Origin of the sequence: Mycobacterium sp. MYCO198283 (assembly GCF_021213805.1) — a bacterium.
Classification (GTDB): Bacteria; Actinomycetota; Actinomycetes; order Mycobacteriales; family Mycobacteriaceae; genus Mycobacterium.
Window position 1 is genome coordinate 136,447 of sequence record NZ_JAJQJI010000003.1, and the last position, 26,107, is coordinate 162,553.

The 26,107-nt window shown below is 71.0% G+C and carries 24 protein-coding genes and 1 tRNA gene; 12 read left to right on the forward strand and 13 right to left on the reverse strand.

Annotated elements, in window-relative coordinates; all coding sequences use genetic code 11:
* Positions 1-42 precede the first annotated feature (42 nt).
* Positions 43-438 carry a hypothetical protein gene (locus LV457_RS07240; RefSeq protein WP_232170108.1) on the reverse strand — a complete coding sequence of 132 codons (396 nt, stop codon included), beginning with the start codon at positions 436-438 and terminating at the stop codon, positions 43-45.
* Between the two features lie 29 nt (positions 439-467).
* On the opposite strand from LV457_RS07240, the gene LV457_RS07245 reads away from it, so the two are divergent.
* Positions 468-1,220 carry a trans-aconitate 2-methyltransferase gene (locus LV457_RS07245; protein WP_232170110.1) on the forward strand — a complete coding sequence of 251 codons (753 nt, stop codon included), beginning with the start codon at positions 468-470 and terminating at the stop codon, positions 1,218-1,220.
* Here LV457_RS07245 and cysC read toward each other — a convergent pair whose 3' ends face one another.
* The 5 genes from cysC to LV457_RS07270 all read right to left on the reverse strand — a co-directional run bounded on the left by cysC (position 1,221) and on the right by LV457_RS07270 (position 8,095).
* A complete protein-coding gene (gene cysC, locus LV457_RS07250) occupies positions 1,221-3,152 on the reverse strand; it encodes an adenylyl-sulfate kinase (RefSeq protein WP_232170111.1) in 1,932 nt (643 codons plus the stop codon).
* Between the two features lie 31 nt (positions 3,153-3,183).
* On the reverse strand, positions 3,184-4,107 hold the full coding sequence (cysD, locus tag LV457_RS07255; RefSeq protein ID WP_232170112.1) for a sulfate adenylyltransferase subunit CysD: 924 nt from the start codon (positions 4,105-4,107) through the stop codon (positions 3,184-3,186).
* Entirely contained in the window at positions 4,104-4,907 is an 804-nt protein-coding gene (locus tag LV457_RS07260) for a Stf0 family sulfotransferase (RefSeq protein ID WP_232170113.1), read from the reverse strand. The genes cysD and LV457_RS07260 overlap by 4 nt, the downstream gene beginning before the upstream one ends.
* A 74-nt stretch (positions 4,908-4,981) precedes the next feature.
* Complete coding sequence (locus tag LV457_RS07265) at positions 4,982-6,349, reverse strand: sulfatase (RefSeq protein WP_232170114.1); 1,368 nt, start codon at positions 6,347-6,349, stop codon at positions 4,982-4,984.
* A gap of 147 nt (positions 6,350-6,496) precedes the next feature.
* Positions 6,497-8,095 (reverse strand): cytosine permease, encoded by a 1,599-nt coding sequence (locus LV457_RS07270; protein WP_232170427.1) that lies wholly within the window; start codon positions 8,093-8,095, stop codon positions 6,497-6,499.
* Positions 8,096-8,309: 214 nt separating this feature from the next.
* Here LV457_RS07270 and LV457_RS07275 point away from each other — a divergent pair, with 214 nt between their 5' ends.
* A complete protein-coding gene (locus LV457_RS07275; protein ID WP_232170116.1) occupies positions 8,310-8,972 on the forward strand; it encodes a phosphatase PAP2 family protein in 663 nt (220 codons plus the stop codon).
* Here the strand turns inward: LV457_RS07275 and LV457_RS07280 are convergent.
* Positions 8,920-10,416 (reverse strand): bifunctional phosphatase PAP2/diacylglycerol kinase family protein, encoded by a 1,497-nt coding sequence (locus tag LV457_RS07280; RefSeq protein WP_232170117.1) that lies wholly within the window; start codon positions 10,414-10,416, stop codon positions 8,920-8,922. The two genes, LV457_RS07275 and LV457_RS07280, sit on opposite strands and share 53 nt — an antisense overlap.
* A 76-nt stretch (positions 10,417-10,492) precedes the next feature.
* Between LV457_RS07280 and LV457_RS07285 the strand changes: the two genes are divergently transcribed.
* Positions 10,493-11,215, forward strand: a complete 723-nt coding sequence (locus LV457_RS07285) for a L,D-transpeptidase (RefSeq protein ID WP_374198753.1) — start codon at positions 10,493-10,495, stop codon at positions 11,213-11,215.
* Here LV457_RS07285 and LV457_RS07290 read toward each other — a convergent pair.
* Positions 11,146-11,616 (reverse strand): nuclear transport factor 2 family protein, encoded by a 471-nt coding sequence (locus tag LV457_RS07290; RefSeq protein ID WP_232170118.1) that lies wholly within the window; start codon positions 11,614-11,616, stop codon positions 11,146-11,148. The two genes, LV457_RS07285 and LV457_RS07290, sit on opposite strands and share 70 nt — an antisense overlap.
* A 92-nt stretch (positions 11,617-11,708) precedes the next feature.
* Here LV457_RS07290 and LV457_RS20080 point away from each other — a divergent pair, with 92 nt between their 5' ends.
* The 4 genes from LV457_RS20080 to LV457_RS07305 all read left to right on the forward strand — a co-directional run bounded on the left by LV457_RS20080 (position 11,709) and on the right by LV457_RS07305 (position 14,432).
* Complete coding sequence (locus tag LV457_RS20080) at positions 11,709-11,843, forward strand: hypothetical protein (protein WP_255701617.1); 135 nt, start codon at positions 11,709-11,711, stop codon at positions 11,841-11,843.
* Positions 11,844-11,870: 27 nt separating this feature from the next.
* The gene (locus LV457_RS07295; protein WP_232170119.1) at positions 11,871-13,481 is read left to right on the forward strand and encodes an amidohydrolase; all 1,611 of its coding nucleotides are present in this window, start codon (positions 11,871-11,873) and stop codon (positions 13,479-13,481) included.
* A 61-nt stretch (positions 13,482-13,542) separates the two neighbouring features.
* Positions 13,543-13,917, forward strand: coding sequence for a hypothetical protein (locus LV457_RS07300; RefSeq protein WP_232170120.1), 375 nt, complete (start codon positions 13,543-13,545; stop codon positions 13,915-13,917).
* A gap of 2 nt (positions 13,918-13,919) precedes the next feature.
* Entirely contained in the window at positions 13,920-14,432 is a 513-nt protein-coding gene (locus LV457_RS07305; RefSeq protein ID WP_374198754.1) for a hypothetical protein, read from the forward strand.
* A 6-nt stretch (positions 14,433-14,438) separates the two neighbouring features.
* Here the strand turns inward: LV457_RS07305 and LV457_RS07310 are convergent, their stop codons facing one another.
* Positions 14,439-15,536 (reverse strand): right-handed parallel beta-helix repeat-containing protein, encoded by a 1,098-nt coding sequence (locus LV457_RS07310; protein WP_232170121.1) that lies wholly within the window; start codon positions 15,534-15,536, stop codon positions 14,439-14,441.
* A 252-nt stretch (positions 15,537-15,788) separates the two neighbouring features.
* Between LV457_RS07310 and LV457_RS07315 the strand changes: the two genes are divergently transcribed.
* The gene (locus tag LV457_RS07315; RefSeq protein WP_232170122.1) at positions 15,789-16,193 is read left to right on the forward strand and encodes a hypothetical protein; all 405 of its coding nucleotides are present in this window, start codon (positions 15,789-15,791) and stop codon (positions 16,191-16,193) included.
* Between the two features lie 137 nt (positions 16,194-16,330).
* On the opposite strand, the gene LV457_RS07320 is transcribed toward LV457_RS07315, so the two are convergent.
* Positions 16,331-16,404: transfer RNA gene (locus LV457_RS07320), tRNA-Gly, on the reverse strand.
* A 47-nt stretch (positions 16,405-16,451) separates the two neighbouring features.
* On the opposite strand from LV457_RS07320, the gene dcd reads away from it, so the two are divergent.
* The 4 genes from dcd (at position 16,452) to rfbA (ending at position 20,560) form a co-directional block, all read left to right on the forward strand.
* Complete coding sequence (gene dcd / locus LV457_RS07325; RefSeq protein WP_232170123.1) at positions 16,452-17,024, forward strand: dCTP deaminase; 573 nt, start codon at positions 16,452-16,454, stop codon at positions 17,022-17,024.
* Between the two features lie 140 nt (positions 17,025-17,164).
* Positions 17,165-18,877 carry a hypothetical protein gene (locus tag LV457_RS07330; RefSeq protein WP_232170124.1) on the forward strand — a complete coding sequence of 571 codons (1,713 nt, stop codon included), beginning with the start codon at positions 17,165-17,167 and terminating at the stop codon, positions 18,875-18,877.
* 49 nt (positions 18,878-18,926) lie between these two features.
* Complete coding sequence (locus LV457_RS07335; protein ID WP_232170125.1) at positions 18,927-19,673, forward strand: maleylpyruvate isomerase family mycothiol-dependent enzyme; 747 nt, start codon at positions 18,927-18,929, stop codon at positions 19,671-19,673.
* 20 nt (positions 19,674-19,693) lie between these two features.
* The gene (gene rfbA, locus LV457_RS07340; RefSeq protein ID WP_232170126.1) at positions 19,694-20,560 is read left to right on the forward strand and encodes a glucose-1-phosphate thymidylyltransferase RfbA; all 867 of its coding nucleotides are present in this window, start codon (positions 19,694-19,696) and stop codon (positions 20,558-20,560) included.
* Here rfbA and LV457_RS07345 read toward each other — a convergent pair.
* From LV457_RS07345 to LV457_RS07355, 3 genes are read right to left on the reverse strand one after another with little or no spacing between them, the layout of a single operon-like run.
* Positions 20,469-21,791 (reverse strand): YibE/F family protein, encoded by a 1,323-nt coding sequence (locus tag LV457_RS07345; protein WP_232170127.1) that lies wholly within the window; start codon positions 21,789-21,791, stop codon positions 20,469-20,471. The two genes, rfbA and LV457_RS07345, sit on opposite strands and share 92 nt — an antisense overlap.
* 19 nt (positions 21,792-21,810) lie before the next feature.
* A complete protein-coding gene (locus LV457_RS07350) occupies positions 21,811-23,100 on the reverse strand; it encodes a pyridoxal phosphate-dependent aminotransferase (RefSeq protein ID WP_232170128.1) in 1,290 nt (429 codons plus the stop codon).
* A 4-nt stretch (positions 23,101-23,104) separates the two neighbouring features.
* The gene (locus LV457_RS07355) at positions 23,105-26,077 is read right to left on the reverse strand and encodes a (Fe-S)-binding protein (RefSeq protein ID WP_232170129.1); all 2,973 of its coding nucleotides are present in this window, start codon (positions 26,075-26,077) and stop codon (positions 23,105-23,107) included.
* Positions 26,078-26,107 lie beyond the last annotated feature (30 nt).

The following is a 26,107-nucleotide window of genomic DNA, read 5'->3' on the forward strand; positions in this document are numbered from 1 at the left end:
ACGGGCGTGGCGCCGCAAGCCAATCAACCGGATGGTAGACCCTTAGCCGGGCGGCGGAGTCGGTTGCAGCGTCGCGCAATCCGACCATGCCTGCCGCCAGACGTCCTCGGCGACGCCGGGCGGGGCGGGCGGCGGCGCGGGCGAGCCGGTGGCCGCCGCGGGTCCGGGAGCCGGCCCGGGCGGGGGACCTTCCGGGGCGCCCGGCTGCGGCACGAAGTCGGCGGGCACGCCGTGGTCGGTCAGGCACTGCCCGAACGCCCCGTGGGCCTGCTCGGGCGGCGCGCTCGAACCGGTGGCTGTCGTCGTGGTGACGGTCGAGGTGGTCGCGGTGACGGTGGAGGTGGTCGTGGATTGCGGCCCGTCCTGGGAGTCGTCCGAACAGCCCGCGAGCAGCGCGAGCACCGCGGCGACAGCCGGCAGCAGCGTCTTGACAGCCATGGTTCTTGCTTACCGCATAGGCTGGTCGGGTGCGGTGGGACCCCACGCAGTACGGCCGGTTCGCGGCGCAGCGCGACCGGCCGTTCCTCGACCTGACGGCGCGCATCGAGGCGGACACGCCGCGGCGGGTGGTCGACGTCGGGTGCGGGCAGGGCCACCTCACCGCGCTGCTCGCCGAGCGCTGGCCGGGCGCCGCCGTCGAGGGCGTCGACTCCTCACCGGAGATGATCGCCGAGGCCGCCCACCTCGACGGGGTGTCGTTCGCGCTGGGCGACGCCCGCGACTTCGTCCCGGCCGACGACGTCGATGTCGTGGTGAGCAACGCTGTGCTGCAATGGGTTCCGCGCCACGACGAGCTGCTGGCGCGGTGGGCGGCAGCATTGCCGCGCGGCGGCTGGCTGGCGGTGCAGGTGCCCGGCAACCACGACTCGCCGTCCTACCGCGTGCTGCGCGAGCTGGCCGACGCCCACGGACTGCGCGACGCCGTGCCCGCCGTCGACACCGTCTTCGGACCGGCCGACTATGCGCGGGTGTTGCTCGACGCCGGGCTGCACGCCGACGCGTGGGAGACGACGTACGTGCATGTGCTCGACGGGCCCGACCCGGTGCTGGAGTGGATGCGCGGCACCGGGCTGCGGCCGCTGCTCGCGCGGCTGTCTCCCGACGACGAGCGCGAATTCACCGCCGAGTACGCGGCCCGGCTGCGGGAGTGCTATCCGCGCGGCGAGCACGGCACGCTGTTCGCGTTCCGCCGGGTGTTCGCCGTCGGGCACAAGCCCTAGCTACGACGGCCGCGTCTTGGCGTCGAGCAGCTCCAGCACCTGCGCCACCAGCTGGTCGACGTCGGCGCCGGTGGTGTCGAGCACCAGGTCCGGGTGCTCGGGCGGCTCGTAGGGCGCCTCGACGCCCGTGAGCCCCTTCAGCTCGCCGGCCCGCGCCCGCTTGTAGAGGCCCTTAGGGTCCCGCTTCTCGCACTCGGCCAGCGGCGTCGCGACGTAGATCTCCAGGAACGGCAGCTTCGCGGCGTCGTTGAGCGCGCGGGCGATCTCGCGGTCGGAGCGCAGCGGCGACACCAGCGACGCCAACGCCACCACGCCGGCGTCGGCGAGCAGCCGCGTCAGGTGCCCGACGCGGCGGATGTTCTCCGCGCGGTCGCCGGGGCTGAAGCCGAGGTCGTCGGAGAGCCCGTGGCGCAGGTTGTCCCCGTCGAGCAGGTACGCCACTCGCCCCTGCTCCACCAGCGCCCGCTCCACCGCCACCGCGACCGTCGACTTGCCCGACGCCGGCAGCCCGGTGAACCACAGCGTCGCGCCGCGCTGACCCGTCGACGACCACCGGTAATCGCGGTCGAGCGACGACGGATGCCACCGGATGTCGTTGCGCGTCTGCGCCCCCGGCTTCACCTCGCGGGCGGCGAGGATGGTGCCCGCGCCGACCGTGTCGTTGGTCTGCTCGTCGATGAGGATGAACGCGCCGGTGTCGCGGTTCTCGGCGTAGGTGTCGGCGATCACCACCGAACTGGTGCGCAGCGTCACCGTGCCGATGTCGTTGAGCGTCAACTCGACCGGCCCGTCCAGCTCGTCGAGCGTCTCCGGGTCGAGCCGGCTGTGCAACTCCTGCACGGTCGCGCGCACGGTCTTCGTCGTCTGCTTGAGCGCCAACCGGTCGCCCGCCCGCAGCGGCGCGTCGGAGAACCAGCAGACCGTGGCCTCGACCTCCCGCGCGAGCACCGGCAGCACCGCGGAGTCGGCGCCGCTGACCAACACGTCGCCGCGGCCGACGTCGATGTCGTCTGCCAACTCGACCGACACCGACAGCGGCGCGACGGCAGTCGTCCGGTCGTCGTCGAGGGTGTCGAGCGCCGTCACCGTCGAGCGCGTCCCCGCCGGCAGCGACACCACCGGATCGCCGACCCGCAGCGTGCCCGCCGCCAGCCGGCCGGTGTAGCGCCGCCGCACTTCGGCTACGGTCTGATCGCTCCTCACGTGCGCGGAGGGCCGCGACACCCACTGCACCGGCAGCCGCAGATGCTCCGGCTGCGCCTGCGGCGCTTCGAGTTCCACGTTCTCCAGGTACTCCAGCAGCGTCGGCCCGTCGTACCAGGGCGTGCGCTCGGAGCGGTGCACCACGTTGTCGCCGAGCTTCGCGGCGATCGGGATGACGGTCAGCTCGTCGAGGTGCAGCCGCGCGGCCACCTGCCGCAGCTGCTGCTCCACCTCGTCGAACCGGCCGGCGTCGAAGTCGACGAGGTCGATCTTGTTGACCGTCGCGACGAAGTGCCGGATGCCCAGCAGCTTGGCGATGCGCGCGTGGCGCCGCGTCTGCCGCAGCACCCCGGCGCGCGCGTCGACCAGCAAGATCGCCACGTGGGCGTTGCTGGCGCCGGTGAACATGTTGCGGGTGTAGCGCTCGTGGCCGGGGGTGTCGGCGAGGATGTAGCTGCGCGACTCGGTCGAGAAGAACCGGTACGCCACGTCGATCGTGATGCCCTGCTCGCGTTCGGCCCGCAGCCCGTCCGACAGCGCCGCCAGGTCGGCGACCCCTTCGGCGTCCTTCACCGCCTCCAGGTGGTCGAGCGGCAGGCTGTCGGTGTCGTGCAGCAGCCGGCCGATCAGCGTGCTCTTGCCGTCGTCGACCGAACCGGCCGTGGTGAGCCGCAACAGCTGCCGGGTCTTGGTGGTGGTGGCGATGTCCGCCGGACTCGTCGAAACCATCAGAATTCCTCGTTCTTCGCGCGAGCGCTCATCAGAAATAACCCTCCCGCTTGCGGTCCTCCATCGCGGCCACCGACGTCCGGTCGTCGGCGCGGGTCTCCCCGCGCTCGGACACCGTCGCCGCCGAGATCTCGGCGATCACCCCGGCGATCTCGGTGGCCCGCGACCGCACGGCACCGGTGATGGTGAGGTCCCCGACGGTGCGGTAGCGCACCCACTCCACCGACGACCGCTCGCCCGCAGCGGGTTTCGCGTACTCCGACACCGCGAGCAGGATGCCGTCCCGTTCGAACACCTCACGCTGGTGCGCGAAGTAGATCGACGGCAGCTCGAGGTTCTCCAGCTCGATGTAGCGCCAGATGTCGAGCTCGGTCCAGTTCGACAGCGGGAACACGCGCACCTGTTCGCCCTTGCGGATGCGCCCGTTGTACAGCGACCACGGTTCGGGGCGCTGCGCCCGGGGGTCCCACTGCCCGAATTCGTCGCGGAAGCTGAGGATGCGCTCCTTGGCGCGGGCCCGCTCCTCGTCGCGTCGCGCGCCGCCGAACGCGGCGTCGAAACCGCCGGCCTCCAGCGCGTCGAGCAGCGTGCGGGTCTGCTGCCGGTTACGTGACGCGCCCGGCCCCGGATCGGGCACCCGGCCGGCGTCGATCGACTCCTGCACCGACGCCACGATCAACTGATGCCCGTGCTCGCCGAGGCGGCGGTCGCGGAACTCGATCACCTCGGGGAAATTGTGGCCGGTGTCGACGTGCATCACCGGGAACGGCAGCGGTGAGGGCCGAAACGCCTTCTCCGCCAACCGCAGCAGCACGATCGAGTCCTTGCCCGCCGAGAACAGCAGCACCGGGCGTGCCAGCTCGGCCACCACCTCGCGGATGATGTGCACGGACTCGGCTTCGAGCAGCCGCAGCTCGTCGACCCGACGGGCCTCGGTCACCGTGCTGGCAGTCATGTCGGCAGCCCTTCCCTCTCGGCGTCGCGCTTGTAGCGATCGACCCATTCGTCGGAGCGTTGATCGGCCTGGCGTTCCAGCACCGGCGCGGGCGCGAGCCGGCGGTCCTGGCCGAGCGCCTCCAGGATGTCCCCGACGATCTGGGTGAGGTTGCGCCACAACACCGGATACGGGACGTCCATCGGTGCGACGTTCTCCTCGGCGAACCACCGCCGCCAGCCCTCCTCCTGCGCCCGCAGCATGCGGACGACGTGGGCGATGGCGCCCGCGTGGTACTCGGCCCGGCTGTCGCGCACCGGATCGGGCCGGCCGCGCCACACCCGCGTCTGCACCGCGCGCCAGAACGACACCGCCTGCGAGATCACGTCGGGCCGGTAGACGTGCACCAGCACCGGGTCGCTGCCGATCACGTCGCGGATCGCCGCGAGCAGACCGTCGCCCGACCGGTCGGGCAGCCCGGCGGCCCGCTGCAGCAGCAGCGGCGTCTGGTTCCACATCAGCTTGCCGCCCCACACGCCGTTGGGTGTGCGGCCGACGGTCCGGATGTAGTCGCGCCAGATCTCGGGGGGCGCGATGTCGGGTGTGCCGGCGTCCAACGGGTCGAGCAGCCGCAGGATGCTCTCGTCGTCGACGTCGGCGAACCACTCGCGCGGCTGCGGGGCCTGGCTGGTGGTCGGCAGGTACTGGAAGAACTCCTGCGGCTCACCCGCGACGCCGGTGGCGCGCAGCGACTCCACCAGCAGGGTGCTGCCGCTGCGTTGCGACGCCAGCACCAGATACGAAGACGCGCTGCGAGTCATGGCCACACCCTAACCACACCCGATTCACGCCGCTGACCTGCGGATACCGTCACCATGCGCAAAACCCTTGCGCGTCAGCCGGTCTGTTGATCCACACCGCGCTCGGTGGCGATCGCCGACCGCGACGGCAACCGCAAACCCCGGATCGCCCGGTACGTCTCGGTGTAGCGCTCCGAGATCCGGGTGCCCGCGAACTCGGACGGGATGACGTCGCCGGTGTAGGTCCGCCACTCGTGGAGCTGCTCCGCGAGGTCCTTCGCGACGGCCTCGGCGTGCGCGTCGGGTTCGCCGGCCAGCAGATTGTGTTGCTCGGCCGGGTCGTCGGGCAAGTGGTACAGCTCGCGCTCGGGCCGCTCGTCGGTGACCAGCGGCGCCACGACCTGCCCGGACGGGCTCGCCTCGATGTCCAGCGGCAGGTCCAGCAGCGGCCGGCGGGCGTAGTTCTCGATGTAGCTCCACTCCTTGGTGCGGATGGCGCGGATCGGGTCGAAGCTGTCGTGGTAGGTCTTCGACGTGTACACCTGGCGGCGCACCGGCGCGGTGTCGACGGCCGTCAGCGCGGCCGCGTGCGAGAGGCCCTGGATGTCGGCGGGCTCCTCGACGCCCAAGAGCCCGAGCAGCGTCGGCACCAGGTCCACCCCGCTGAACAGCTCGTCGTAGACCCGTGGCGGCAGCCGCAGCGCGCGGGGCGGCCGCATGATGGTCGCGATGCCGGTTCCGGCGTCGTACAGCGTCGACTTGGCCCGCGGGAAGGCCGGGCCGTGATCGGTGAAGAACACCACCCAGGTGTCGTCGGCCAGCCCCGTGTCGTCGAGGACGTCGAGCAGCTCACCGACCGCGGCGTCGGCGACCGCGATGGCGCCGTAGAACTCGGCGAGGTCGGCGCGGACGTCGTCGGTGTCGGGCAGGTAGCCGGGCACGTCGACCGCGGCCGGGTCGGCGGGCTCGTAGCGCTCCCGCGGATAGGGCCGGTGCGTCTCGAAGAACCCGGCGGTCAGCAGGAACGGCTGCTGGTCGGTGCGGCGTCGCAACCAGTCGGTGGCCTGGGCGACGACGTACTCGCAGTAGGAGTTCGAGACGTCGAACTCGTCGAAGCCCAGCCGCGCCGGGTGCGACGTCTCGTGCTGCATGCCGAACAGCGCCGAGTACCAGCCCGCCTCGCCGAGCAGCTGCGGCAGCGTGCGGACGCCGCTGCGGTACTCCCAGCCGTGGTGCGCCAGCCCCACCAGGCCGTTGCTCTGCGGGTAGCGGCCGGTGAACAGCGAGCCGCGCGCCGGCGAACACAGCGGCGCGGTGGCGTGCGCGCGGGTGAACAGGATGCCTTCGGCGGCCAGCGCGTCCAGCCGCGGGCTCGTCACACCGGGGTTTCCGTACACCCCGAGCTGGCGGCCCAGATCGTGCCAGTGCACCAGCAGGACGTTGTGCCGTTGCGGCTTGGTCACCGAATCTCCTCCCGTCGTCTCCGACGCCGGTACACGCTGGTCGGTCGGAACCGGTTGCGCAAGGGTTGCCCTCATCCGGGCCGCGCGCAGCAACGCGGCCATGCCCGGCAGGTGTCGCCCGGCATGGCCGCGTCTGGGTCGCGTGCGCTACGACTGTGCGGGCAGCACGTGTTCACCGGCCTTGTCGGTGGACAGGCACAGCGAGCAGATGTGGTCGCCCTTGGCGCTGGCGATCATGTCGGGCCGCTCGTAGTCGTGGTGGCACACCTGGCAGCGCAGCCGGTCGTCGGCGGGGTTGCCGAGCGCGTCGTACATCGGCAGGTCGATGCCGTCGTCGGTGCGGCGCAGGTAGTAGCGGCCCTTCGTCGCGATCGCGAACAGCGGCGGCAGCACGAGGCCCAGCCCGATCGCCACCAGCGGCGAGTACGGCCGCACCGCCTCACCCAGCCCGCCGAAGAACGCGAGGATCGACAGCCCGGCGGCCAGCAGCATCGAGCCGAAGCCCACCGGGTTGACGGCGTAGAGCATGCCGCGGCGGAACTCGGGCTGCATCGGCGACAGGTGCAGCAGGTACTTGTTGAACACGATGTCGCTGGCCACCACCACCACCCACGCCATCCCGCAGTTGGCGTAGAAGCCAAGGATGGTGTTGAGGAAGTCGAACATGTTGGCTTCCATCAGCACCAGCGCGATCAGCAGGTTGACGCCGAGGAACACCAGCCGGCCGGGGTAGCGGCCCGTGACCCGGGTGAAGGAGTTCGTCCACGCCAGCGACCCGGAGTAGGCGTTGGTCACGTTGATCTTGATCTGGCTGATGACGACGAGGACGACGGCGAGCGTCATCGCGAGCCAGCCCGGCATGAAGTTCTCGTAGATCTCCAGGAACTGGTGCACCGGCTGGTTGGCGATGCCGGCGCTGTCGGCGACGTTGGCGATCAGGTACACCGCGAGGAACAGCCCGACGATCTGCTTCACGGCGCCGAAGATCACCCAGCCCGGGCCGGCGAGGAACATCCAGGTCCACCAACTGCGCGCGTTCTCCGCGGTGCGGGGCGGCATGAAGCGCAGGTAGTCGTTCTGCTCGGCGATCTGCGCGATCAGCGACAGGCACACGCCGGCGGCCAGCAGCGTCGAGCCCAGGTCGAAGCCGTCGACGCCGTTCTCGCCCCGGTAGGCGAAGAACTGGCTGACCGACTCGGGATGGCTGACGACGAGGTAGATGAACGGCGCCACCATCAGGATCAGCCACAGCGGCGTCGTCCAGACCTGCAGCGTCGACAGCGCCTTCATGCCGTAGATCACCAGCGGGAAGATGATCAGCGTCGACACCGCGTACCCGAGCCACAGCGGGATGCCGAGCCCCAATTTCAGGCCCTGGGCCATGATCGAGCCCTCGAGCGCGAAGAAGATGAAGGTGAAGGTCGCGAAGATGACGTTGGTGACGACGGAGCCGTAATAGCCGAAGCCGCTGCCCCGGGTCACCAGGTCGAGGTCGATGTTGTAGCGCGCGGAGTAGTAGGCCACCGGGAAGCCCGTCGCCATCACCACGACCGCGAAGATGAGGATGCCCCACAGCGCGTTCACCGTGCCGTAGGAGATGCCGATGTTGGCGCCGATCGCGAAGTCGGCGAGGTAGGCGATGCCGCCCAGTGCGGAGATGCCGACGACGCCGGTGGACCACCTGCGGTAGCTGCGCGGTGCGAAGCGCAGCGTGTAGTCCTCCAGCGTTTCCCTGGTGGCGGTCATGGTGTCGAGGTCGGTGGTGACGGCCACGATCACCGGCGACCCGGTCCCGGAGGCCGGTTTCCGCTCGAGGTTCTGCGTCATGGGTTCCCTTCGGATGGTCGGCGAAGCGCTGCCCGACGCTAAGCAGGATGTGTTTCGGCGCGTTTACGGCGATGTTGCTGTCGTCGATCGAAGTGCGGGGGTCGGGTGCTGCGGCCGCACCTAGGCTGGGACGATGCGCCGCTGGTGGACCGTCGCTCACGCGGTGCTCGCGGTGGCGGTCGTCGCAGCGATGTGGGCCGGCTACGCGCTGCAGTGGCCGCTGGTGGTGGCCGTCGACGACAACGGCGTCGGCGCCGCCGCGGCGTTCGGCGCGGACCGGCCGGGATGGATCCGGTTCTGGGGCCTGTGCTGTGACGTGTTCAGTCCCACCGGCTTCCGGTTGGCCGCCGTGGTCGTGGCGGTCGCGGCCTGGCGGCAGCACAACCGCCGCGCCGCGGTGTTCCTCGTCGCGGCCGCGGGCCTCGGCGGCCTGGCGGTGGAGGTGCTGAAGGCCGTCGCGAACCGGCCCCGGCCCGCCGAGGCGTTCGTCGACGCGCACGCGACGTCGTTCCCGTCGGGGCATGCCGCGGGTGCGGTGGTGGGCGTCGTGGCGCTGCTGGTGGTGCTGCGGCCCCGCCGGTGGTGGTGGGCGCCGGGCGTCGCCGTCATCCTCGCGGTGGGAATCGGCCGGGTGCTGCTGTGCGTGCACCACCCGTCCGACGTGCTGGCCGGCTGGGCCGTCGGCTACCTGTGCGTGCTGCTCTGCCTCGCGGTGATCCGCCCGCAGCCGCTGTCGCGGCCGGCTAGCGGCGAGAACGCGGCCGGTACACCGGCAGCGCCCGGTAGTGCGCCGTGAAGGTCGCCTGCTCGTGGGCGTCACCGAGCTCGCCGTCGCGCGCGATCACCGTCGGCCCGTCCTCGCTGACGAAGGTGAACTCGGGCACCTGCATCTCGTGATACAGCGGGCTGCGCTCGAGGCGGCCGGTGGCCAGCGCCGCCAGCACCCGCAGCCGGCCGAACCGGCTGCCGTTCTCCAGGATCCGGACATCGATGAGCCCGTCGTCCATGCGGGTGCGGCGTGACGGCGCGAAGCCGCTGGGTAGATAGGTCGAGTTGCCGAGGAAGAACAACGACGTGTCCACCGTCTTGTTGTCGAAGCGGATGCGGATCGGCTTGTCCTCGCGCAGCACCCGCAGCAACGCATAGGCGCTGGCGAGCGGCTTGCCGATGCGGCGCTCGTAGCGCTCGCGCAGCTCCACGTAGCGCGGGTAGGCGCCGATGCTGGCGGTGTTGACCACCAGCTGATCCTCGTTCAGGTACACCAGGTCCACCCGCGACAGGTGGCCGTCGCGGATCGCGTTCACGGTGTCGGCGACGGTGCTGCAGCCGATGTCCTTCGCAAAGTGGTTGAACGTGCCGGCCGGGAACACCGCCAGCGGCAGGCCCGTCTCGATCGCGACGCCGGACGCGCAGGACACCGAGCCGTCGCCGCCGCCGATGGCCAGCACTTCGGCGCGGGTCGCGGCGTCGCGCAGCGCGGCCACCAGGTCGTCGTCGGGGCCGAGCTCGACGATCTCCGCGGCCGGCAGCGCGCGCCGCACCTCGGCGATCACGCGGGCCCCGGTGCCGCTGCCCGACGCCGGGTTGATCACCAGCACGACGCCCTGCCCCTCGGGTCGCCGCGGCGCGTCCAGCCACAGCGGCTCGGTGGCCGGCACCTTGCTGACCACCAGGGGAGGCACCAGCCGCCCGCCGATCACCGCGACCGAGGCGCCGATCCCCAGCCCGGCGATGACGTCGCCCGGGTAGTGGGCGCCGGTCGCGACCCGCGACAGCCCCACCAGCCCGGCGAGCAGCGCGAGCGGCAGCCCGAGCAGCGGCGCCTCCAGGCCGACGCCCACGGCGAACGCGGCGGCGCTCGCGGAATGACCCGACGGCAGCGAGTTCGACGTCGGCATCCGCTTGCTGCGCCGGATCAGCGGCACGGCGTCGAACAGCGGCCGCGGGCGGCGCCGGATCCGCTTGGCCACCTGGTTGGTGAACAGGCTGGTGACGGCGAGGGTCGCGACCCCGCGGGCGGCGCCGCGCCGGGCCGTCGGCTTGTTGCTGGCGATCAGTGCCGCCGCGATGACCAGCCACAGCTTGGAGAAGTCGGCGGCGCGCGTCAGCGGCGGCATCACGGTGTCGAGCAGCGGGGTGGGCGTTTCCGCGACGGCGTCGAAGATCTCGCGGTCGAGCGTGCCGAGGCCGTGGGTGATCCGGTGCAGTCCCTGCGGTCGCCGCCATGCCACCCTCGTCATGGCATCAACGTAGCGGCCGCCGCCGTGTCTAAACCTTTACTTGACCCCGCAATGTGGGCGCACCGACCATGAACCGGTGTTGCGATGGCTGGCCGCGCTGTGGGTGTCGGTGCTGGCGCTGGCCGCCGCCCCGGCCGCCGGCGCCGTGGGCGCGCCGTGGTTCGCCCGCTCGGTGGGCGCTGCGACACAGGTGATCTCGGTGGTCGGCGGCGGCGGGTCGGCGGCGACGATGGACGTCTACCAGCGCACCGGCGCAGGCTGGCAGCCGGTGGCGGCGGGTATCCCGGCGCACATCGGCGCCAAGGGCATGTCGGCCGACCACGTCGACGGCTCGATGATGACCCCGATGGGCGTGTTCACGCTGGACTTCGCGTTCGGCACCGCGCCCAACCCGGGCGGCGGCCTCCCCTACGTGCGGGTGGGGCCGAACCACTGGTGGGACGGCGACATGAAGAGCCCCACCTACAACACGATGCAGGTGTGCGAGAAGGCGCGGTGTCCGTTCAGCACGTCGCCCGCCGACGGCACCGAGAACCTCGCCATCCCGCAGTACGCGCACGCCGTCGTCATGGGCGTGAACAAGGAGCGGGTGCCGGGCCGTGGCGGCGCCTTCTTCGTCCACACCACCGACGGCGGACCGACCGCCGGCTGCGTGGCCATCGACGACGCCACGCTGGTGGCGATCATGCGGTGGCTGCGCCCGGGCGCCCTGATCGCGATCGCCAATAGCTACACCCGCAGCGCTTTTCCGGGCCGCAGCGTGAAGTCGAGCGCCTTGAGCGACAGCGTCGCCTCGTAGGTGCGCTGGTAGCCGGTGTGGCTGATCCGCCAGCCGTCGGACGTGCGGCGGTAGCTGTCGGTGTAGAACGCCGCGCCCATGAGCATGAAGTCGAAGTCGGGCACGATCACCTTGTCCTGCAGGTACCAGATGCCCGTCGCCTCGTCCCCGTCGACCGTGATCTCCGGATGGGTGACGCGGTGCTCGGTGACGACGTTCGCGGGCATGGCCGTCCGCATGAATTCCACCAGCGACGCCCGATCGGTGAAGCGGTGTTCCTGGCCGAGCGACGAGCCGTAGTCGCCGACGATGTCCTCGGTGAGCGTGCCGGCGAACGCATCCCAGTCCTTGGTGTCCAGCGTTCGCAGATACCGGTATTTCACCTGCTCGATGGCGTCGATGTCGTCGCGATGTCCGCTCATCGGGTCATTGCACCACGCCGCCGTCGCAGGTGTTGCGGGTCTCACTGCGCTTTTCGCGGTGCAACACGCGCCAACCCGGGTAGCCCACCCCCATGCGAGCTGAAGAAGGCGACGAATCCCTGCAGGACTACGCCGACAAGGCGGAGGACACCAAGAAGACCGTCGAAGAAGCGACCGACCGCCCCAACCTTTCCAGTGAGGACGTGAGCCCGTCCGCCAAGCGATAAGCTGCGCCTCCTGGTGCAGGAGGTGCCATGGCGGCTGCCGATCTGGTGTTCTACGGCACGATCCTGCCCGTCGACGACGCCTTCTCCACCGCTGAGGCGCTCGCCGTCACCGGCGGCCGGATCGCAGCGGTGGGCCGTCGCGCCGAGGTCGAGCCCCTGGTGGGACCCGAGACCGCGGTGCGCGACCTCGGCGACGGCTGTCTGCTGCCCGGCTTCGTCGAGGCCCACGGCCACCCGGTGATGGAGGCCATGATCCTGTCGGACCGCATGGTCGACATTCGCCCCGTCACCCTCCCCGATGCCGACGCCGTCGTGGCGGCCGTCGCGTCGGAGGTCGCCCGCCGCGGCGCCGACGGCGCCTACCTGTCCGGCTGGGATCCGCTGCTGCAGCGGGGCCTGCCGCAACCGACGCTGGCGTGGCTCGACGCCCGGGCCCCCGACACGCCGCTGGTGATCATCCACAACTCCGGCCACCTGGCGTACTTCAACAGCGCGGCGGCCGCGCGCGCCGGCATCACCCGCGACACCCTCGACCCGGTGGGCGCCGAATACGGCCGCGACGCCCACGGCGATCTCGACGGCTCGGCACGCGAGACCGGCGCGGTGTTCCCGCTGCTCGCCGGCGCCATCGAGCCGGCCGACTATCCGGCGATGCTGCTCGCCGAGTGCGGGCGGCTCAACGCCGCCGGGCTCACCATGTGCTCGGAGATGGCGTTCAGCCCGATGTTCCGGCCACTGGTCGACGGGCTGCGCGACGCCGGGGCGCTCACCGTGCGACTGCGCACCTACGAGATCTCCACACCCGAGAGGGCCGCCACCGCAACGCTTTCCAACGGCGACGACATGCTCCGGCAGGTCGGCGTCAAGATCTGGGTCGACGGCTCGCCGTGGATCGGCAACATCGACCTGACATTTCCGTACCTCGACACCGACGACACCCGGACCATCGGCGTGCGGCCCGGCTCCTGCGGCCACGCCAACTACACCCGCGACGAGCTCACCGACATCGTCGAGGCGTACTTCCCGCGGGGCTGGCAGCTGGCGTGCCACGTGCAGGGCGACGCCGGCATCGACACGATCCTGGACGTCTACGAAGCGGCGCTGCGCCGCTGGCCGCGGACCGACCACCGGCTCCGGCTCGAGCACGTCGGCGCGATGACCGACGAGCAGTTCCGCCGCGCCGCCGAGCTCGGCGTGACGTGCAGCATCTTCGTCGACCAGCTGCACTACTGGGGCGACGTGCTCGTCGACGGACTCTTCGGACCCGAGCACGGCAGCCGGTGGATGCCGGCCGGCTCCGCGGTCGCCGCCGGCATCCGCATCTCGCTGCACAACGACCCGCCCGTCACGCCGGAGGAGCCGCTGCGCAACATCGCCGTCGCCGTCACCCGCACGGCGCCCAGCGGTCGAGTGCTGGCCCCCGAGCAGCGGCTCACCGTCGAGCAGGCGATCCGCGCGCAGACCATCGACGCGGCGTGGCAGCTGTTCGCCGACGACGTCACCGGGTCGCTGGCGGTGGGGAAGTACGCCGACCTCGTGGTGTTGTCGGCCGACCCGCGGACGGTGGCGCGGGAAACCATCGCCGACCTGCAGGTCCGGGAGACCTATCTGGCCGGCCGCCTGGTCAGCGGCGGCTGACCGGGCTGGGGCACACTGGAGTGGTTCCGGCCCGTTCGTCGGGGCCGGTGAGGAGGACACCATGGCAGGCAACGATCCGTTCGGTTTCGACCCGGATGACCTCGACAGGGTGCTGCGCGAGGTGGGCGACGGGTTGCGCGGCGCGTTCTCGCAGTTCGGCCGGCTGCTCGACGGCTCCGGTGAGCGTGCCGGCTGGTCGGTCCTCTTCGACGACCTGGGCCGCCGCGCCAAGCCCGCCGAACCGGAGACCACCGGCGAGAAGGGCGACGGCGTCTGGGTCATCTACACCGTCGGCGACAACGGCGGCGCGCAGGTGGAGCAGGTGTTCCGCACCGAGCTCGACGCGCTGCGGGCCAACCAGCACAACACCGACGGCCGGCGCCGGGTGCGGTTCCTGCCGTACGGCATCGCCGTCAGCGTGCTGGACCCCGAGTAACCGTGGCAGCACCCGGGGTGACGGCCGCGCCCGTGCACCCGCGCCGCAGGCTGGCCACGGTGGTGACGGTGACGTCGCTCGTCGTCGCCGTGGCCGCGCTGGCGGTCGCCGGGTGGGCGCTGGCGCGCACCTACCGCGACCCGGCGCCGGCCTACACCGAGGCGCAACGGGCGGCCGCCAAGGACCGGATCTGTGCGGCCGTCGAGCTGGTGCGCAGCGGCGTCTCCCTCAACACCAACCTGCAGAGCCCCGGCGGGCCGGCCGACGCCACCGGCGCCATGGCCGCCGCGGCCAATGCGCGGATCTCGCTCTACGACGGCGGGCAGTATCTGCTGGCTCGCCTCGATCCGGCCACCGACGCCGAATTAGCGGACGCGGTACGGACATTCGCCGACACGCTGGTCGACATCGGTGCCGCCGCAACCGCCGGCGCGTTGAACACCGATCCCGATCAGGCGGCCCGAATCCAGCAGGCCGACGCCGCGCAGCAGCGGATCGCGACGAGCTGCGCCTAGCCGGGGTCACGGGACGTCGGTCGGCGTCCCGTCGACCGTCAGCCCCGACACGGTGTAGGTCTCGCGGGGCGCGTCGGAATACAGCCGCATGGCGGCGGCGCTGCGCTGAATCGCGATGTTGCGCAGCGAGATCCCGCCGACGCTGCCGCCGTCCTTCACCCACACCACGATGTCGCGCTCGGCGTTGGCCGGCGTGTCGGCGACGGTGATGTCCGAGATCGCGACGTCGGTGGTCGCGTAACCGGGGTGTTCGCCGTAGACGGCGATGGCGCCCATCACCACGCCCGGCGTCCAGTTGGCCCCGGTCACGGTGCCGCCGTTGACGCGCACGTGGGTGGTGTTCTGCGTGAAGAACGGCGCCCCCTCGGTGGTCACGTAGATGCCGGCGCCGCTGGTGCCGCTGACGCGGACGTTGTTGTAGGTGACGTTCTCGCCGCCGCCCACCGAGACGCCGCGGCCCCAGGTGGTGCCGTTGACCACCGGCGAGTTGATCGTGATGTTGCGGCACGGCGGGGCTTGGCGGCCGTAGGCCCGCTCGGTGTAGGAGATCACGGCGACGCCGTCGTCACCGGTGCGCTCGGTGAGCGGGTTGTTGACGACGCCGTCGTGCGCGCCGTCGGTCATGTGGATACCGTCGGCCCGCGAGTCGCGCACCGTCACCCGGTCGAACCGGAAGTCGCCCGCCCGGTTGTAGACGAAGACACCCGCCGCCGCAGACCCGTCGATCGTCACGTCGCTCAGCGTCACCCCGTCAGCCTCGACGGTGAGCTTGTGCTGTTCGTTCGCGCTGTAGCGGGGGCCGCCGCGCGGCGCGCTCAACGTGATGTTGCTCAGCGACACCCCGGGCGCCTTGATCTGCACCGCCGAGGTGAGGTCGTTGGTGGCCTGCAGGGTGGCGCCGTTGCCGTTGATCCGGACGTTCGGCACCTTGATCTGCAGGATGCCGCCGTGCCAGTAGGTCTGCGGGTCCAGTGTCAGTGTGTCGCCGGGCGCCAGGGCGTCGAACTTCGCCTGCAGTGCGGCGGTGGCATCCTCGGCCTGCGCGGGCGCTGCCGGCAGCACTATTGCCGCCGCGAGCAGCATCGCGAACACCAAGCTCTTCATCGCTTCGCTCCTGTCGACCACAGTGCCAAAGAACAGCCGTATCAGACGTGCCGATCGGTGTCGAGCGCCGGCCCGTCGGTGATGACATCGCACCGCCGGCGCCGATCATTACCCCCGGCGGTGCTCCGTTGAGTTCCACACGTCGGCGTTGAGGTTCACGCCCCGGCGGCGACACGCCGAGGACCGCCGCCGTCAGGTGAAACTCAACGCCCGGGTGTGAGGCGCGTGCGTCAGCCGCCGGGAGGCGATGGGGTGACGGTCACCGTCGTGGTTTTGGTGGTGGTGCTGGTCGTCGTGCTCGTAACGGTGGTGGTCGACGGCTCGGCCGACGAGGTGGTCGTGGTGGGCGTCGTGGTCGTCGTGCTCGGCGTCACCGTCTCGGTGACCGTCACGGTGCTGGTGCTCGGCGACGACGATCGCGGCGCGGTGGTGGTCGCCGTCGCCGTGGGGGTGAGCGGGCTGATCGACGTCCGGGTGGTCGTGGCGGCGTTGTCGTCGTTGCCGAAGATCGACCACACGATGAGCGCCAGCAGCAGTCCCGACAGCGCGCCGGCGGTGAAGATCGCCGCCGGCCTCCGGTACCAGGGCACCGGCGGCTCGGGCGGTGGGCCGACCGGGGGGCGCGGGCGGCCGTACGGATCGGGCTGGTCGTCGTAGTACCCGCCGCCGGGCGGCCCGTAGTTCGCCATGGCTCGGATGCTAGTTCAGCCGTCCCGCGCGGACCGTTGCGCCGACACTTAAGCTGTTGCGACGACACGCCGTCGGCCGTCGCAGTGGAACACGTCTCGGCGTTATGGAGCCGATGACGGGAATCGAACCCGCGTATTCAGCTTGGGAAGCTGATGTTCTGCCATTGAACTACATCGGCCGTGGATGACCACGAAGGTTAGCATCCGCGGCGGCTAGGCTCACCGCGTGCTGCTCTCCGATCGGGACCTGCGGGCCGAGATCGCGGCCGGCCGGCTGGGCATCGAGCCGTTCGACGACACGCTGGTGCAGCCGTCGAGCGTGGACGTCCGGCTCGACAACCTGTTCCGCGTCTTCAACAACACCCGCTACACGCACATCGACCCGGCGCTGCAGCAAGACGAGCTGACGACGCTGGTGCAGGCGGCCGAGGGCGAGCCGTTCGTGTTGCATCCGGGGGAGTTCGTGCTCGGCTCGACGCTGGAGCTGTGCACGCTGCCCGACGACCTCGCGGGCCGGCTGGAAGGCAAGTCGTCGCTCGGGCGGTTGGGGTTGCTGACGCACTCGACGGCGGGCTTCATCGACCCCGGTTTCAGTGGCCACATCACCCTCGAGCTGTCCAACGTCGCCAACCTGCCGATCACGCTGTGGCCCGGCATGAAGATCGGCCAGCTGTGCCTGCTGCGGCTCACCAGCCCGGCGCAGCATCCCTACGGCAGCGCGTCGGTCGGCTCGAAGTACCAGGGCCAGCGCGGGCCGACGCCGTCGCGGAGCTACCTCAACTTCCGCCGCGACGACTGAGCCCGCTGTCGGCGCCGCGAGTAGTCTCTTTCCTGTAACGGGAACGCCGTCCGGCGCGAAAAACCTGACGGGTGAGGCCTGCGGTCAGGGCGCCCTGGATGCGCGAACCCGGCGCACAGCAAACTAGACGGAGGCTCCGCGTGGACATCGTGCTCGGCGTGTCGATGACACCCCAGACGGTCCGCATGGTGCTGGTCGAAGGAACGCGAGCCGACGGGAAGACCGTCGACCACGACACCTTCGACGTCGGCGCCATCGACAGCCCGGCAACCACCCACGCGGCGGATCACGTGATCGCCGCAGTGCTCGGCACCCGCGAGAGCGCCGAGGCCGGCGCACACCGCTTGCACGCCACGGGTGTGGCCTGGAGCGATCACGCCGAAGCCGCGCGGCTCAGCCAGACCCTCAAGGCGCGCGGCATCGAGGACGTCGTGCTGGTGTCCGAACTTCACGCCGCCAGCTCACTCGCGCAGGCGGTCGGCCGCACCGTCGGCTACGACCGCACCGCGCTGCTGTTCGTCGAGCGCGACACCGCCACCCTGTCGGTCGTCGACACCGCGGACGGCTCGGTGATCAAGGCGCTGAGCCAGGACCTGCACGCCGACGACGCGATGGCGTTGCTCCGCGACATGGCGATCACGCTGGAAAACGGTGACGCACGGCCCGACAGCCTGCTCATCGTCGGATCGGGCGTCGACGTCGCGTCGGTCAAGGCGGACCTGTCGGCGGTGCTGTCCATTCCGGTCAGCGCGCCCGAGGAGCCCGAGCTGGCCCTGGCCCGCGGTGCGGCGCTGGCCGCGGCGCAGTCGCCCCGCTACGAAGCCGCCACCGAAGGGCTCGGCCTGGCCTACTCGGCCGTGCCGGCCGGCGACGGAAGCGGCGTCGGCATCGACCCGCTCGCGGCGACGCAGCTGCGCTCGACCATCGCACCGCCCCCCGCGCCGGTTGCCGCGCCGGACGAGGACGCATCGCCCGAGCGCAAGCCGTTCCTGCTCGTCGGCAGCTCGCTCACGGCGGTGTTCATCGTCGGGGTGGTGGCCCTCGTCATCTCGCTGGCCGTGAACATCCGCCCGACGGTCGACGAGCGACCGGTGCCCGGCGACAACAAGATCATCACCAATACGGCCGCGCCGCCGCCTGCGGCTGTCGAGGCGCCGCCCGCGCCCGCCGCGCCGGCGCCCGCGCCCGCCGCGGTGGAGGAGCAGCGCGCGGCGCAGATCGTCGAACCGGCGCGCGCACCGCTGATTCCCGCGGCCGCCCCGGCGCCCGCGGCAGCACCCGCGCCCGCCGCCGCCGCGGCGCCGCCCGCTCCGGTCGCGCCCCCGCCCGCCCCGGTCGCACCCCCGCCCGCCCCGGTGGCGCCGCCGGTCGTCGCACCGGCGCCCGTCGCCGTGCCGCCGCCGGTCATCCTGCCGCCGGCGCCGCCGGCGTACCGCCCGCAGTGGCCGGCCTACCGGCCGCCGGTGTGGCTGCCGCCGGTGCCGCAGCAGCCCCCGACGTCGCGGCCGCCCTCCACACCACCCACCGTGCCGACCCAGCCGACGGTGCCCACCCAACCGACGCAGCCGACCTATGTGCCGCCCGCCCCGCAGTACCCGGGCAACGGCAGTGGTAATGGCAACGGGGGCTATCCGTCGTATCCGAACGGCGGCGGGTATCCGAACGGCGGCTACCCCAGCGGCGGAAGCAGCTACCCGAACACCGGCAGCTACCCGAACAGTGGCGGCTACCCGAGCGCTGGCTCGGGTGCCCAAGGCGGATCGGGTGCGCAAGGCGGCTCCGGCGCGCAAGGCGGATCGGGCGCGCAGGGCGGATCGGGTCTGTGCATCGGCCCGCTCTGCATCGGCGGATAGCGCGCCGTACCGCCCGAGCGCGCGGCGCTCGGAGCCTAGGCTGAAGGGCGTGTACTTCACCGCCGCACTGCTCGACGAGAACCGGACGCTGGGCGAACTGGTCCGCGACGCCGACGATTCCGTCGAGGTGCCGACCTGCCCCGGCTGGACGGTCCAGCAGCTCTTCCGCCATGTCGGCCGCGGCCACCGCTGGGCGGCGCAGATCGTCGAGGACCGCCGCACCGAACCGCTCAGCCCGCGCGACGTCCGCGACGGCAAGCCGCCCGAAGACCCCGACGCGGCGATCGACTGGCTGTACGGCGGCGCCGAGCGGCTGATCGACGCGGTGCAGACCACCGGCGAGGACACCCCGGTGTGGACATTCGTCGGCCCGCGGCCCGCCGCGTGGTGGATCCGCCGACGCGCGCACGAGGTGCTGGTGCACCGCGCCGACGCCGCGATCGCGCTAGGGCGGGAGTTCGACGTCGCACCGGCGATGGCCGCCGACGGAGTCACCGAATGGTTCGAGATCGTGCTCGGAATCGGCGCACAGCCGACGCCACTGGACCCGGGCACCAGCCTGCACCTGCACGCCACCGACGACGGCCTCGGCGACAGCGGCGAATGGCTGCTGGAGAACGCCGACGGCCGGCTGGCGATGAGCCGTGGCCACGCGAAGGGCACCGTAGCAGTGCGCGGCACTGCGGAGAACCTGCTGCTCGGGGTCACGCGACGCATCGCCGCCGACGACCCGCAGCTCGACGTGGTCGGCGACTCGCAGGTGTGGCGAACGTGGCTGGAGCGCACGCCGCTGTAGCCGCCGCCTAGTCTGGCGCCATGCGTGGCATCATCCTGGCCGGCGGGTCCGGAACGCGGCTGTACCCGATCACCAAGGGGATCAGCAAGCAACTGGTGCCGGTGTATGACAAGCCGCTCATCTACTACCCGCTCTCGACGCTCATCATGGCGGGCATCCGCGACATCCAGGTGATCACCACCCCGCAGGACTGCGAGGCGTTCAGCCGGCTGCTGGGTGACGGTTCGGCGTTCGGCATCAATGTGACCTACGCCGTGCAGGATTCGCCCGACGGGCTCGCGCAGGCGTTCGTCATCGGCGCCGACCACATCGGCACCGACTCGGTGGCTCTGGTGTTGGGCGACAACATCTTCTACGGCCCCGGCCTGGGCACGGGCCTGCGGCGCTTCCAAACCGTCAGCGGCGGAGCGATTTTCGCGTACTGGGTGGCGAACCCGTCGGCTTACGGGGTGGTCGAGTTCGACGACGCCGGCAGGGCGCTGTCGTTGGAGGAGAAGCCGACCACCCCGAAGTCGCACTACGCGGTGCCCGGGTTGTACTTCTACGACAACGACGTGATCGAGATCGCTCGCTCGCTGAAGCCCTCTTCCCGAGGCGAATACGAGATCACCGAGATCAACCAGCGCTACCTGGAGGCGGGCCGGTTGCAGGTCGAGGTGCTGACCCGCGGCACCGCCTGGCTGGACACCGGGACCTTCGACTCGCTGCTGGACGCGGCGGATTTCGTGCGCACCATCGAGCGGCGGCAGGGGTTGAAGATCAGCGTGCCCGAGGAGGTGGCGTGGCGCGTCGGGTTCATCGACGACGACCAGCTAGCCGCTCGCGCAACCGAGCTACTGAAATCGGGTTACGGGGGCTACCTGCTCGAACTGCTGGATCGGACATGAGCGGCGCGCCGGGCGTCGCCAGCAGCGCCGCGATAGCCGTCGTCAACGGCACCGACAACGCCAGCGCGATCCCGCCGACCGCCGACCGGGCGATCTCGATGGCCACGCTCTCGCTGGTCAGCACGTCCGACAGCGAGCGGTTCGCCACGCTGAACAGCAGCAGCAGCGGCAGCGACGTCCCCGCGTAGGCCAGCACCAGCGTGTAGACCGTGCTGGCGATGTGGTCGCGGCCCACCCGCATCGCGCCCACGAAGACGTCCTGGCGCGTGGCGCCGGTGCTCAGCCGGGCCAACTCGAACACCGCCGACGACTGCGTGACGGTGACGTCGTTCAGCACGCCCAGCGAGCCGATGATGAAACCGGCGAGCAGCAGTCCGGTGACCGACACGTTGCCGAGGTAGGTCGACACCTCGGTGCTCTGCTCCTCCGACAGGCCGGTGATGTTCGCCAGTTTGATGGCGCCCCAGCTCAATACGGCCGCCAACAGCAGCGACACCAAGGTGCCGAGCAGTGCCGCGCTGGTGCGCAGGCTGACGCCGTGCGCCAGGTAGATCACCGCGTACAGGATCGCGGCCGACGCCACCAGCGCCACCGGCACCGGCGGTGCCCCGTCGCGCAGCGCCGGCAGCAGGAACATGACCAGGACGAGGAAGGCGATGACGATGCCCACCATGGCGAGCAGCCCGCGCATCCGGGCGACGAGCACCACGACGATCGCAAAGGCCGCGGCCAGCAGCAGCAGCGGCCAGCCGCGCGAGTAGTCGTAGAACGTGTAGGTGGTGGCGCCGCGGGCGTCCACCTGGCGGCTGAGCCGGATACGCTCGCCGGCAACGAGATTGGGCTGCCCGGGACCGGGGCTGAACTCCAGCATGGTGTTGGCGCGGTCGTTGGGCCCGGACTCGATGCGGATGAGCGCCTGACTGCAGTCCAGCCCGCCCGAGCTCGCCGGCACCGGGTCGGCGGTCAGCACCTGCCCCGCCGACGGGCTGCCGCAGCTGGCGAGCGTCGTCGACAGCACCCGTCCGGCCTCGGTGGTCACCGCGCCGCCCGACGCGTTCTGGAACGGCAGCGGGATCTCGACTTGCTGCTGACTCGGCCACAGCAGGGCCGCCCCGATCACGACGACCAGCGCGATCGCGGCCAGCGCGCCCACGACGATCCGCGCAGCCAGCGGCGTCAACGGCGACGGCTCACCGCGCAGCGCGTGTGAGTGGGGGTGGGAGTGCGTCACCTGCTGAGCGTATGTGGCACTACTGGCGATAGCTCGCCAAGAAGTTGCCGAGCCGCTCGACGGCGTCGGCGAGGTCGCGCGCCCACGGCAGCGTCACGATGCGCAGATGGTCGGGGTTCGGCCAGTTGAAGCCGGTGCCCTGGGTGACGAGGATCTTCTCCTGCAGCAGGAGGTCGAGCACCAGCTGCTCGTCGTCGTGGATGTCGTGCACCTCGGGGTCCAGCCGCGGGAACGCGTAGAGCGAGCCGCGCGGCTTGACGCACGACACCCCCGGGATCTCGTTCAGCTTGGTCCAGGCGACATCTCGCTGTTCGAGCAGCCGGCCGCCGGGCAGCACCAGGTCCTCGATGCTCTGGTGACCGCCGAGCGCCACCTGGATGCCGTGCTGCGCGGGCACATTCGGGCACAGCCGCATGTTGGCCAGCAGGCTGACGCCTTCGAGGAAACTGCGGGCATGCTCCTTGGGGCCGGTGATCGCGAGCCAGCCGGCGCGATAGCCGGCCACGCGGTACGCCTTGGACAGTCCGTTGAAGGTGAGGCACAACAGATCCGGCGCCAGCGTCGCGGTGCTGATGTGCTCGGCGTCGTCGTAGAGGATCTTGTCGTAGATCTCGTCGGATAGCAGCAGCAGCTGGTGCTTGCGCGCGAGTTCCACCATGGCGGTGAGGGTTTCGCGGCTGTACACCGCGCCCGTCGGGTTGTTCGGGTTGATGATCACCAGCGCCTTGGTGCGGTCGGTGATCTTCGCCTCGAGGTCGGCGACGTCGGGATTCCAGCCCTGCGTCTCGTCGCACAGGTAGTGCACCGGCGTGCCGCCGGCCAGCGACGTCGACGCCGTCCACAGCGGATAGTCCGGCGCCGGGATGAGGACCTCGTCGCCGTTGTCGAGCAGCGCCTGCAGCGTCATGGTGATCAGCTCGCTGACCCCGTTGCCGAGGTATACGTCGTCGACGTCGAACCGCGGGAAGCCGGGCACCAGCTCGTAGCGGGTGACCACGGCGCGGCGGGCGGGCAGGATGCCCTTCGAGTCCGAGTAGCCCTGCGCGTACGGCAGCGCCTGGATCATGTCGCGCATGATCACGTCGGGCGCGTCGAACCCGAACGGCGCCGGGTTGCCGATGTTCAGCTTCAGGATGCGGTGCCCCTCGGCCTCGAGCCGGGTGGCGTGCTCGTGCACGGGCCCCCGGATCTCGTAGAGGACGTCCTGCAGTTTGCTCGACTGCCGAAGCGTCCGCTGCCGCGGCTGCGCCGGCGCGATCCACGGCTGCTGGGAGATGCTCACACCCCTCATGGTGCCATCGGTGTCCACCGATTTACCGCTTGCCGGGCGGGCGGACACCGCGCGCGATGCCCAGCCCCTTCACCGGCGGCTCGGGCTTCGGCGCCTCGCCGTTACCCGCGGACCCGCCGTCGGCCTCGGCCTGGGCGTCGGACTGCGCACCCGCAGCGTCGGACTGCTCCGCGGTGGGGGCCGGCGCCAACTCGGTCTTCGGCTCGCCGGACGCCGCCTTCTTGGCGCCGGGCCGTCGAGCGCCGGCAGCGATGCCGAGCCCCTTCACCGCTGGCTCGGCCTTGGCCGGCTCCTTGGTGGGCGCCGGCTTGGTGTCGACCTGCGGATCGCGCGTGGTCGACTGCTCCTCGACCGCCGGCTCGCTCTTCGCCTGCTCGGCGGCCTTGGGCGCAGCGGCCTTCTTCGCGCCCGGCCGCTTGGCACCGGCCGCCAGCCCGAGACCCTTCACCGGCGCCTTCGCCGCCGCGCCGGCCTCGGCCTTGTCCGGGTCGACGTTCGGCTGCTGCTTGACCGAGGTGTCCTCGGCGTGCGGGGTGTCGGCCTTGGGCGCCGCTTTCTTGGCTCCCGGCCGCTTCGCGCCGCCGGCGATGCCGAGGCCCTTGGCGGGCGGGGCGGCAGTCGCGGGCTTCGCCGCGGCAGCAGGCGCGGCGGGCGGCTGCGGCGCAGCCTCCTCCTTGGCAGGAGCCTCCGTCGTGGCCGTCGCCGTCGCCGGCGCCTCGGCGGCCCGCTTCTCGGCTTCCTTCGCGGCGGTGCCCTTCTCCGGCAGCGTCACGCCGGACAGGTCGAGCGAGCCGAGCAGCAGCTGCGCGACGTCGAGCACCTCGACGTTCTCGGCCTTCGGCACCTCGGCGGCGCGGTCGCCCACGCCGTCGGTGATCATCACGCGGCAGAACGGGCAGCCCGTCGCGATCTTGGTGGCGTCGGTGGCCAGCGCCTCGTCGACCCGCTCGTGGTTGACGCGCTTGCCGATGTGCTCTTCCATCCACATCCGGGCACCGCCGGCGCCGCAGCACAGGCCGCGGTCGGCGTGGCGCGGCATCTCCGTCAGCGTGGCGCCGGATGCGCCGACCAGCTCACGCGGCGCGCTGTACTCCTTGTTGTGGCGGCCCAGGTAGCACGGGTCGTGGTAGGTGACCGGCTCGTCGGTGACGGACTTGACGGGCACCAGCAACTTGTCCCGCACCAGCCGGTTGAGCAGCTGCGTGTGGTGCAGCACGGTGTAGTTGCCGCCCAGCTGCGGGTACTCGCGGCCGAGCGTGTTGAAGCAGTGCGGGCAGGTGACGACGACCTTGCGGTCGACGCGCTCGACGCCGTCGAACAGGTCGTTGAGCGTCTCGACGTTCTGCGCGGCGAGCTGCTGGAACAGGAACTCGTTGCCGGAGCGGCGGGCCGAGTCGCCGTTGCAGGTCTCACCCTCGCCGAGCACCAGGAACTTCACGCCGGCGATGGACAGCAGCTCGGCGACGGCCTTCGTGGTCTTCTTCGCGCGGTCCTCGTAGGCGCCGGCACAGCCGACGAAGAACAGGTACTCGTAGCCGGCGAAGCTGTCGACGTCGCGGCCGAACACCGGCACGTCGAAGTCCACCTCGTCGATCCAGGCGGTGCGGGCCGACGCGTTCTGGCCCCACGGGTTGCCCTTGGTCTCCAGGTTCTTGTAGAGCACGCCGAGCTCGCCGGGGAACTCGGACTCCATCATCACCTGGTAGCGGCGCATGTCGACGATGTGGTCGATGTGCTCGATGTCCACCGGGCACTGCTCGACGCAGGCGCCGCAGGTGGTGCAGGACCACAGCACGTCGGGGTCGATCACGCCGCCCTGCTCGAGGGTGCCGACCAGCGGGCGGGTGGCCTGCTCCGGGCCCGAACCGAGGACGCGCTCGAAGCCGGACTCCGGAACGGCGTGGTGGTCGGCTTCCTTCTTGCCCTTAAGGTCCTCGCCGAGACCGCCCTCGGGGGTGTTGTCGAGCACGGTCTGGCCGCCGATGATGTACGGCGCCTTGGCGAACAGGTGGTCGCGCAGGTTCATGATGACGAGCTTGGGCGACAGCGGCTTACCGGTGTTCCACGCGGGGCACTGCGACTGGCACCGACCGCACTCGGTGCAGGTCGTCATGTCGAGGTAACCCTTCCACGTGAAGTCCTCGATCTTGCCCCGGCCCAGCACCGCGTCCTCGGCGGGATCTTCGAAGTCGACCGGCTCGCCCTTGAATTCGACGGGCAGCAGCGGGCCCAGCGCGTCGGGCAGCCGCTTGAACGTGACGTTGATGGGCGCGGTGCCGATGTGCAGGTGCTTGGAGTGCAGCACGATCAGCAGGAAGACCAGCATGACGCCGATGTGCAGCAGCAGCGCGACGGTCTCGATGACGTGGTTGGCGCTCTCACCGAGCGGTTCGAGCGCGGCGCCGACCAGCTGCGAGGCGAACGCGCCGTCGCCGTAGGGCAGTGTGCCGATGACGGCCGACGAGCCGCGGAACAGCAGGTACGTCCAGATGACGTTGAAGATCATGAAGAGGATCAGCCAGGCGCCGCCGGTGTGCGAGCCGTAGAACCGTGAGTCGCGGCCGTACTCCTTGGGCTCGCTGCGCAGCCGGATGATCGAGAACACGATGATGCCGGCGAGCACCGCGATGGCGAAGAAGTCCTGCAGCCCGCCGAGCAGGTCCCAGCGGCCGACGAACGGGATGTGGAAGTCGGGGTCGAACAGCACGCCGTAGGCCTCGAGGTAGACCGTGGCGAGGATGAAAAAGCCCCACATGGTGAAGAAGTGCGCGATACCGGGGATCGACCACTTGAGCAGCTTCTTCTGCCCGAACACCTCGGTGAACTGCGCCTTGATGCGCCCGGGGATGTCGTCCTTGCGGCCCTGGCTGTCGCTGACCGGTTGGCCCGAGCGGATCAGCCTGGTGAGGAACAGCACGCGGCGCGCGGCAAACGCCAGCACGACGACGGTCAACAACAGGCCCAGCGCCAGTCTCACCCATTCGAGAGCGTCCACGGCTGCCTCCCCTTAGTAAGTTACTCAACA

Bases quoted from the DNA above. Each gene is read 5' to 3' on its own strand.
- LV457_RS07240 (WP_232170108.1), bottom strand. From the start codon at position 438: ATGGCTGTCAAGACGCTGCTGCCGGCTGTCGCCGCGGTGCTCGCGCTG.
- cysC (WP_232170111.1), bottom strand. From the start codon at position 3,152: ATGGTTTCGACGAGTCCGGCGGACATCGCCACCACCACCAAGACCCGG.
- cysD (WP_232170112.1), bottom strand. From the start codon at position 4,107: ATGACTGCCAGCACGGTGACCGAGGCCCGTCGGGTCGACGAGCTGCGG.
- LV457_RS07260 (WP_232170113.1), bottom strand. From the start codon at position 4,907: ATGACTCGCAGCGCGTCTTCGTATCTGGTGCTGGCGTCGCAACGCAGC.
- LV457_RS07270 (WP_232170427.1), bottom strand. From the start codon at position 8,095: ATGACCGCCACCAGGGAAACGCTGGAGGACTACACGCTGCGCTTCGCA.
- LV457_RS07275 (WP_232170116.1), top strand. From the start codon at position 8,310: ATGCGCCGCTGGTGGACCGTCGCTCACGCGGTGCTCGCGGTGGCGGTC.
- LV457_RS07280 (WP_232170117.1), bottom strand. From the start codon at position 10,416: ATGACGAGGGTGGCATGGCGGCGACCGCAGGGACTGCACCGGATCACC.
- LV457_RS07290 (WP_232170118.1), bottom strand. From the start codon at position 11,616: ATGAGCGGACATCGCGACGACATCGACGCCATCGAGCAGGTGAAATAC.
- LV457_RS20080 (WP_255701617.1), top strand. From the start codon at position 11,709: ATGCGAGCTGAAGAAGGCGACGAATCCCTGCAGGACTACGCCGACAAG.
- LV457_RS07295 (WP_232170119.1), top strand. From the start codon at position 11,871: ATGGCGGCTGCCGATCTGGTGTTCTACGGCACGATCCTGCCCGTCGAC.
- LV457_RS07300 (WP_232170120.1), top strand. From the start codon at position 13,543: ATGGCAGGCAACGATCCGTTCGGTTTCGACCCGGATGACCTCGACAGG.
- LV457_RS07310 (WP_232170121.1), bottom strand. From the start codon at position 15,536: ATGAAGAGCTTGGTGTTCGCGATGCTGCTCGCGGCGGCAATAGTGCTG.
- rfbA (WP_232170126.1), top strand. From the start codon at position 19,694: ATGCGTGGCATCATCCTGGCCGGCGGGTCCGGAACGCGGCTGTACCCG.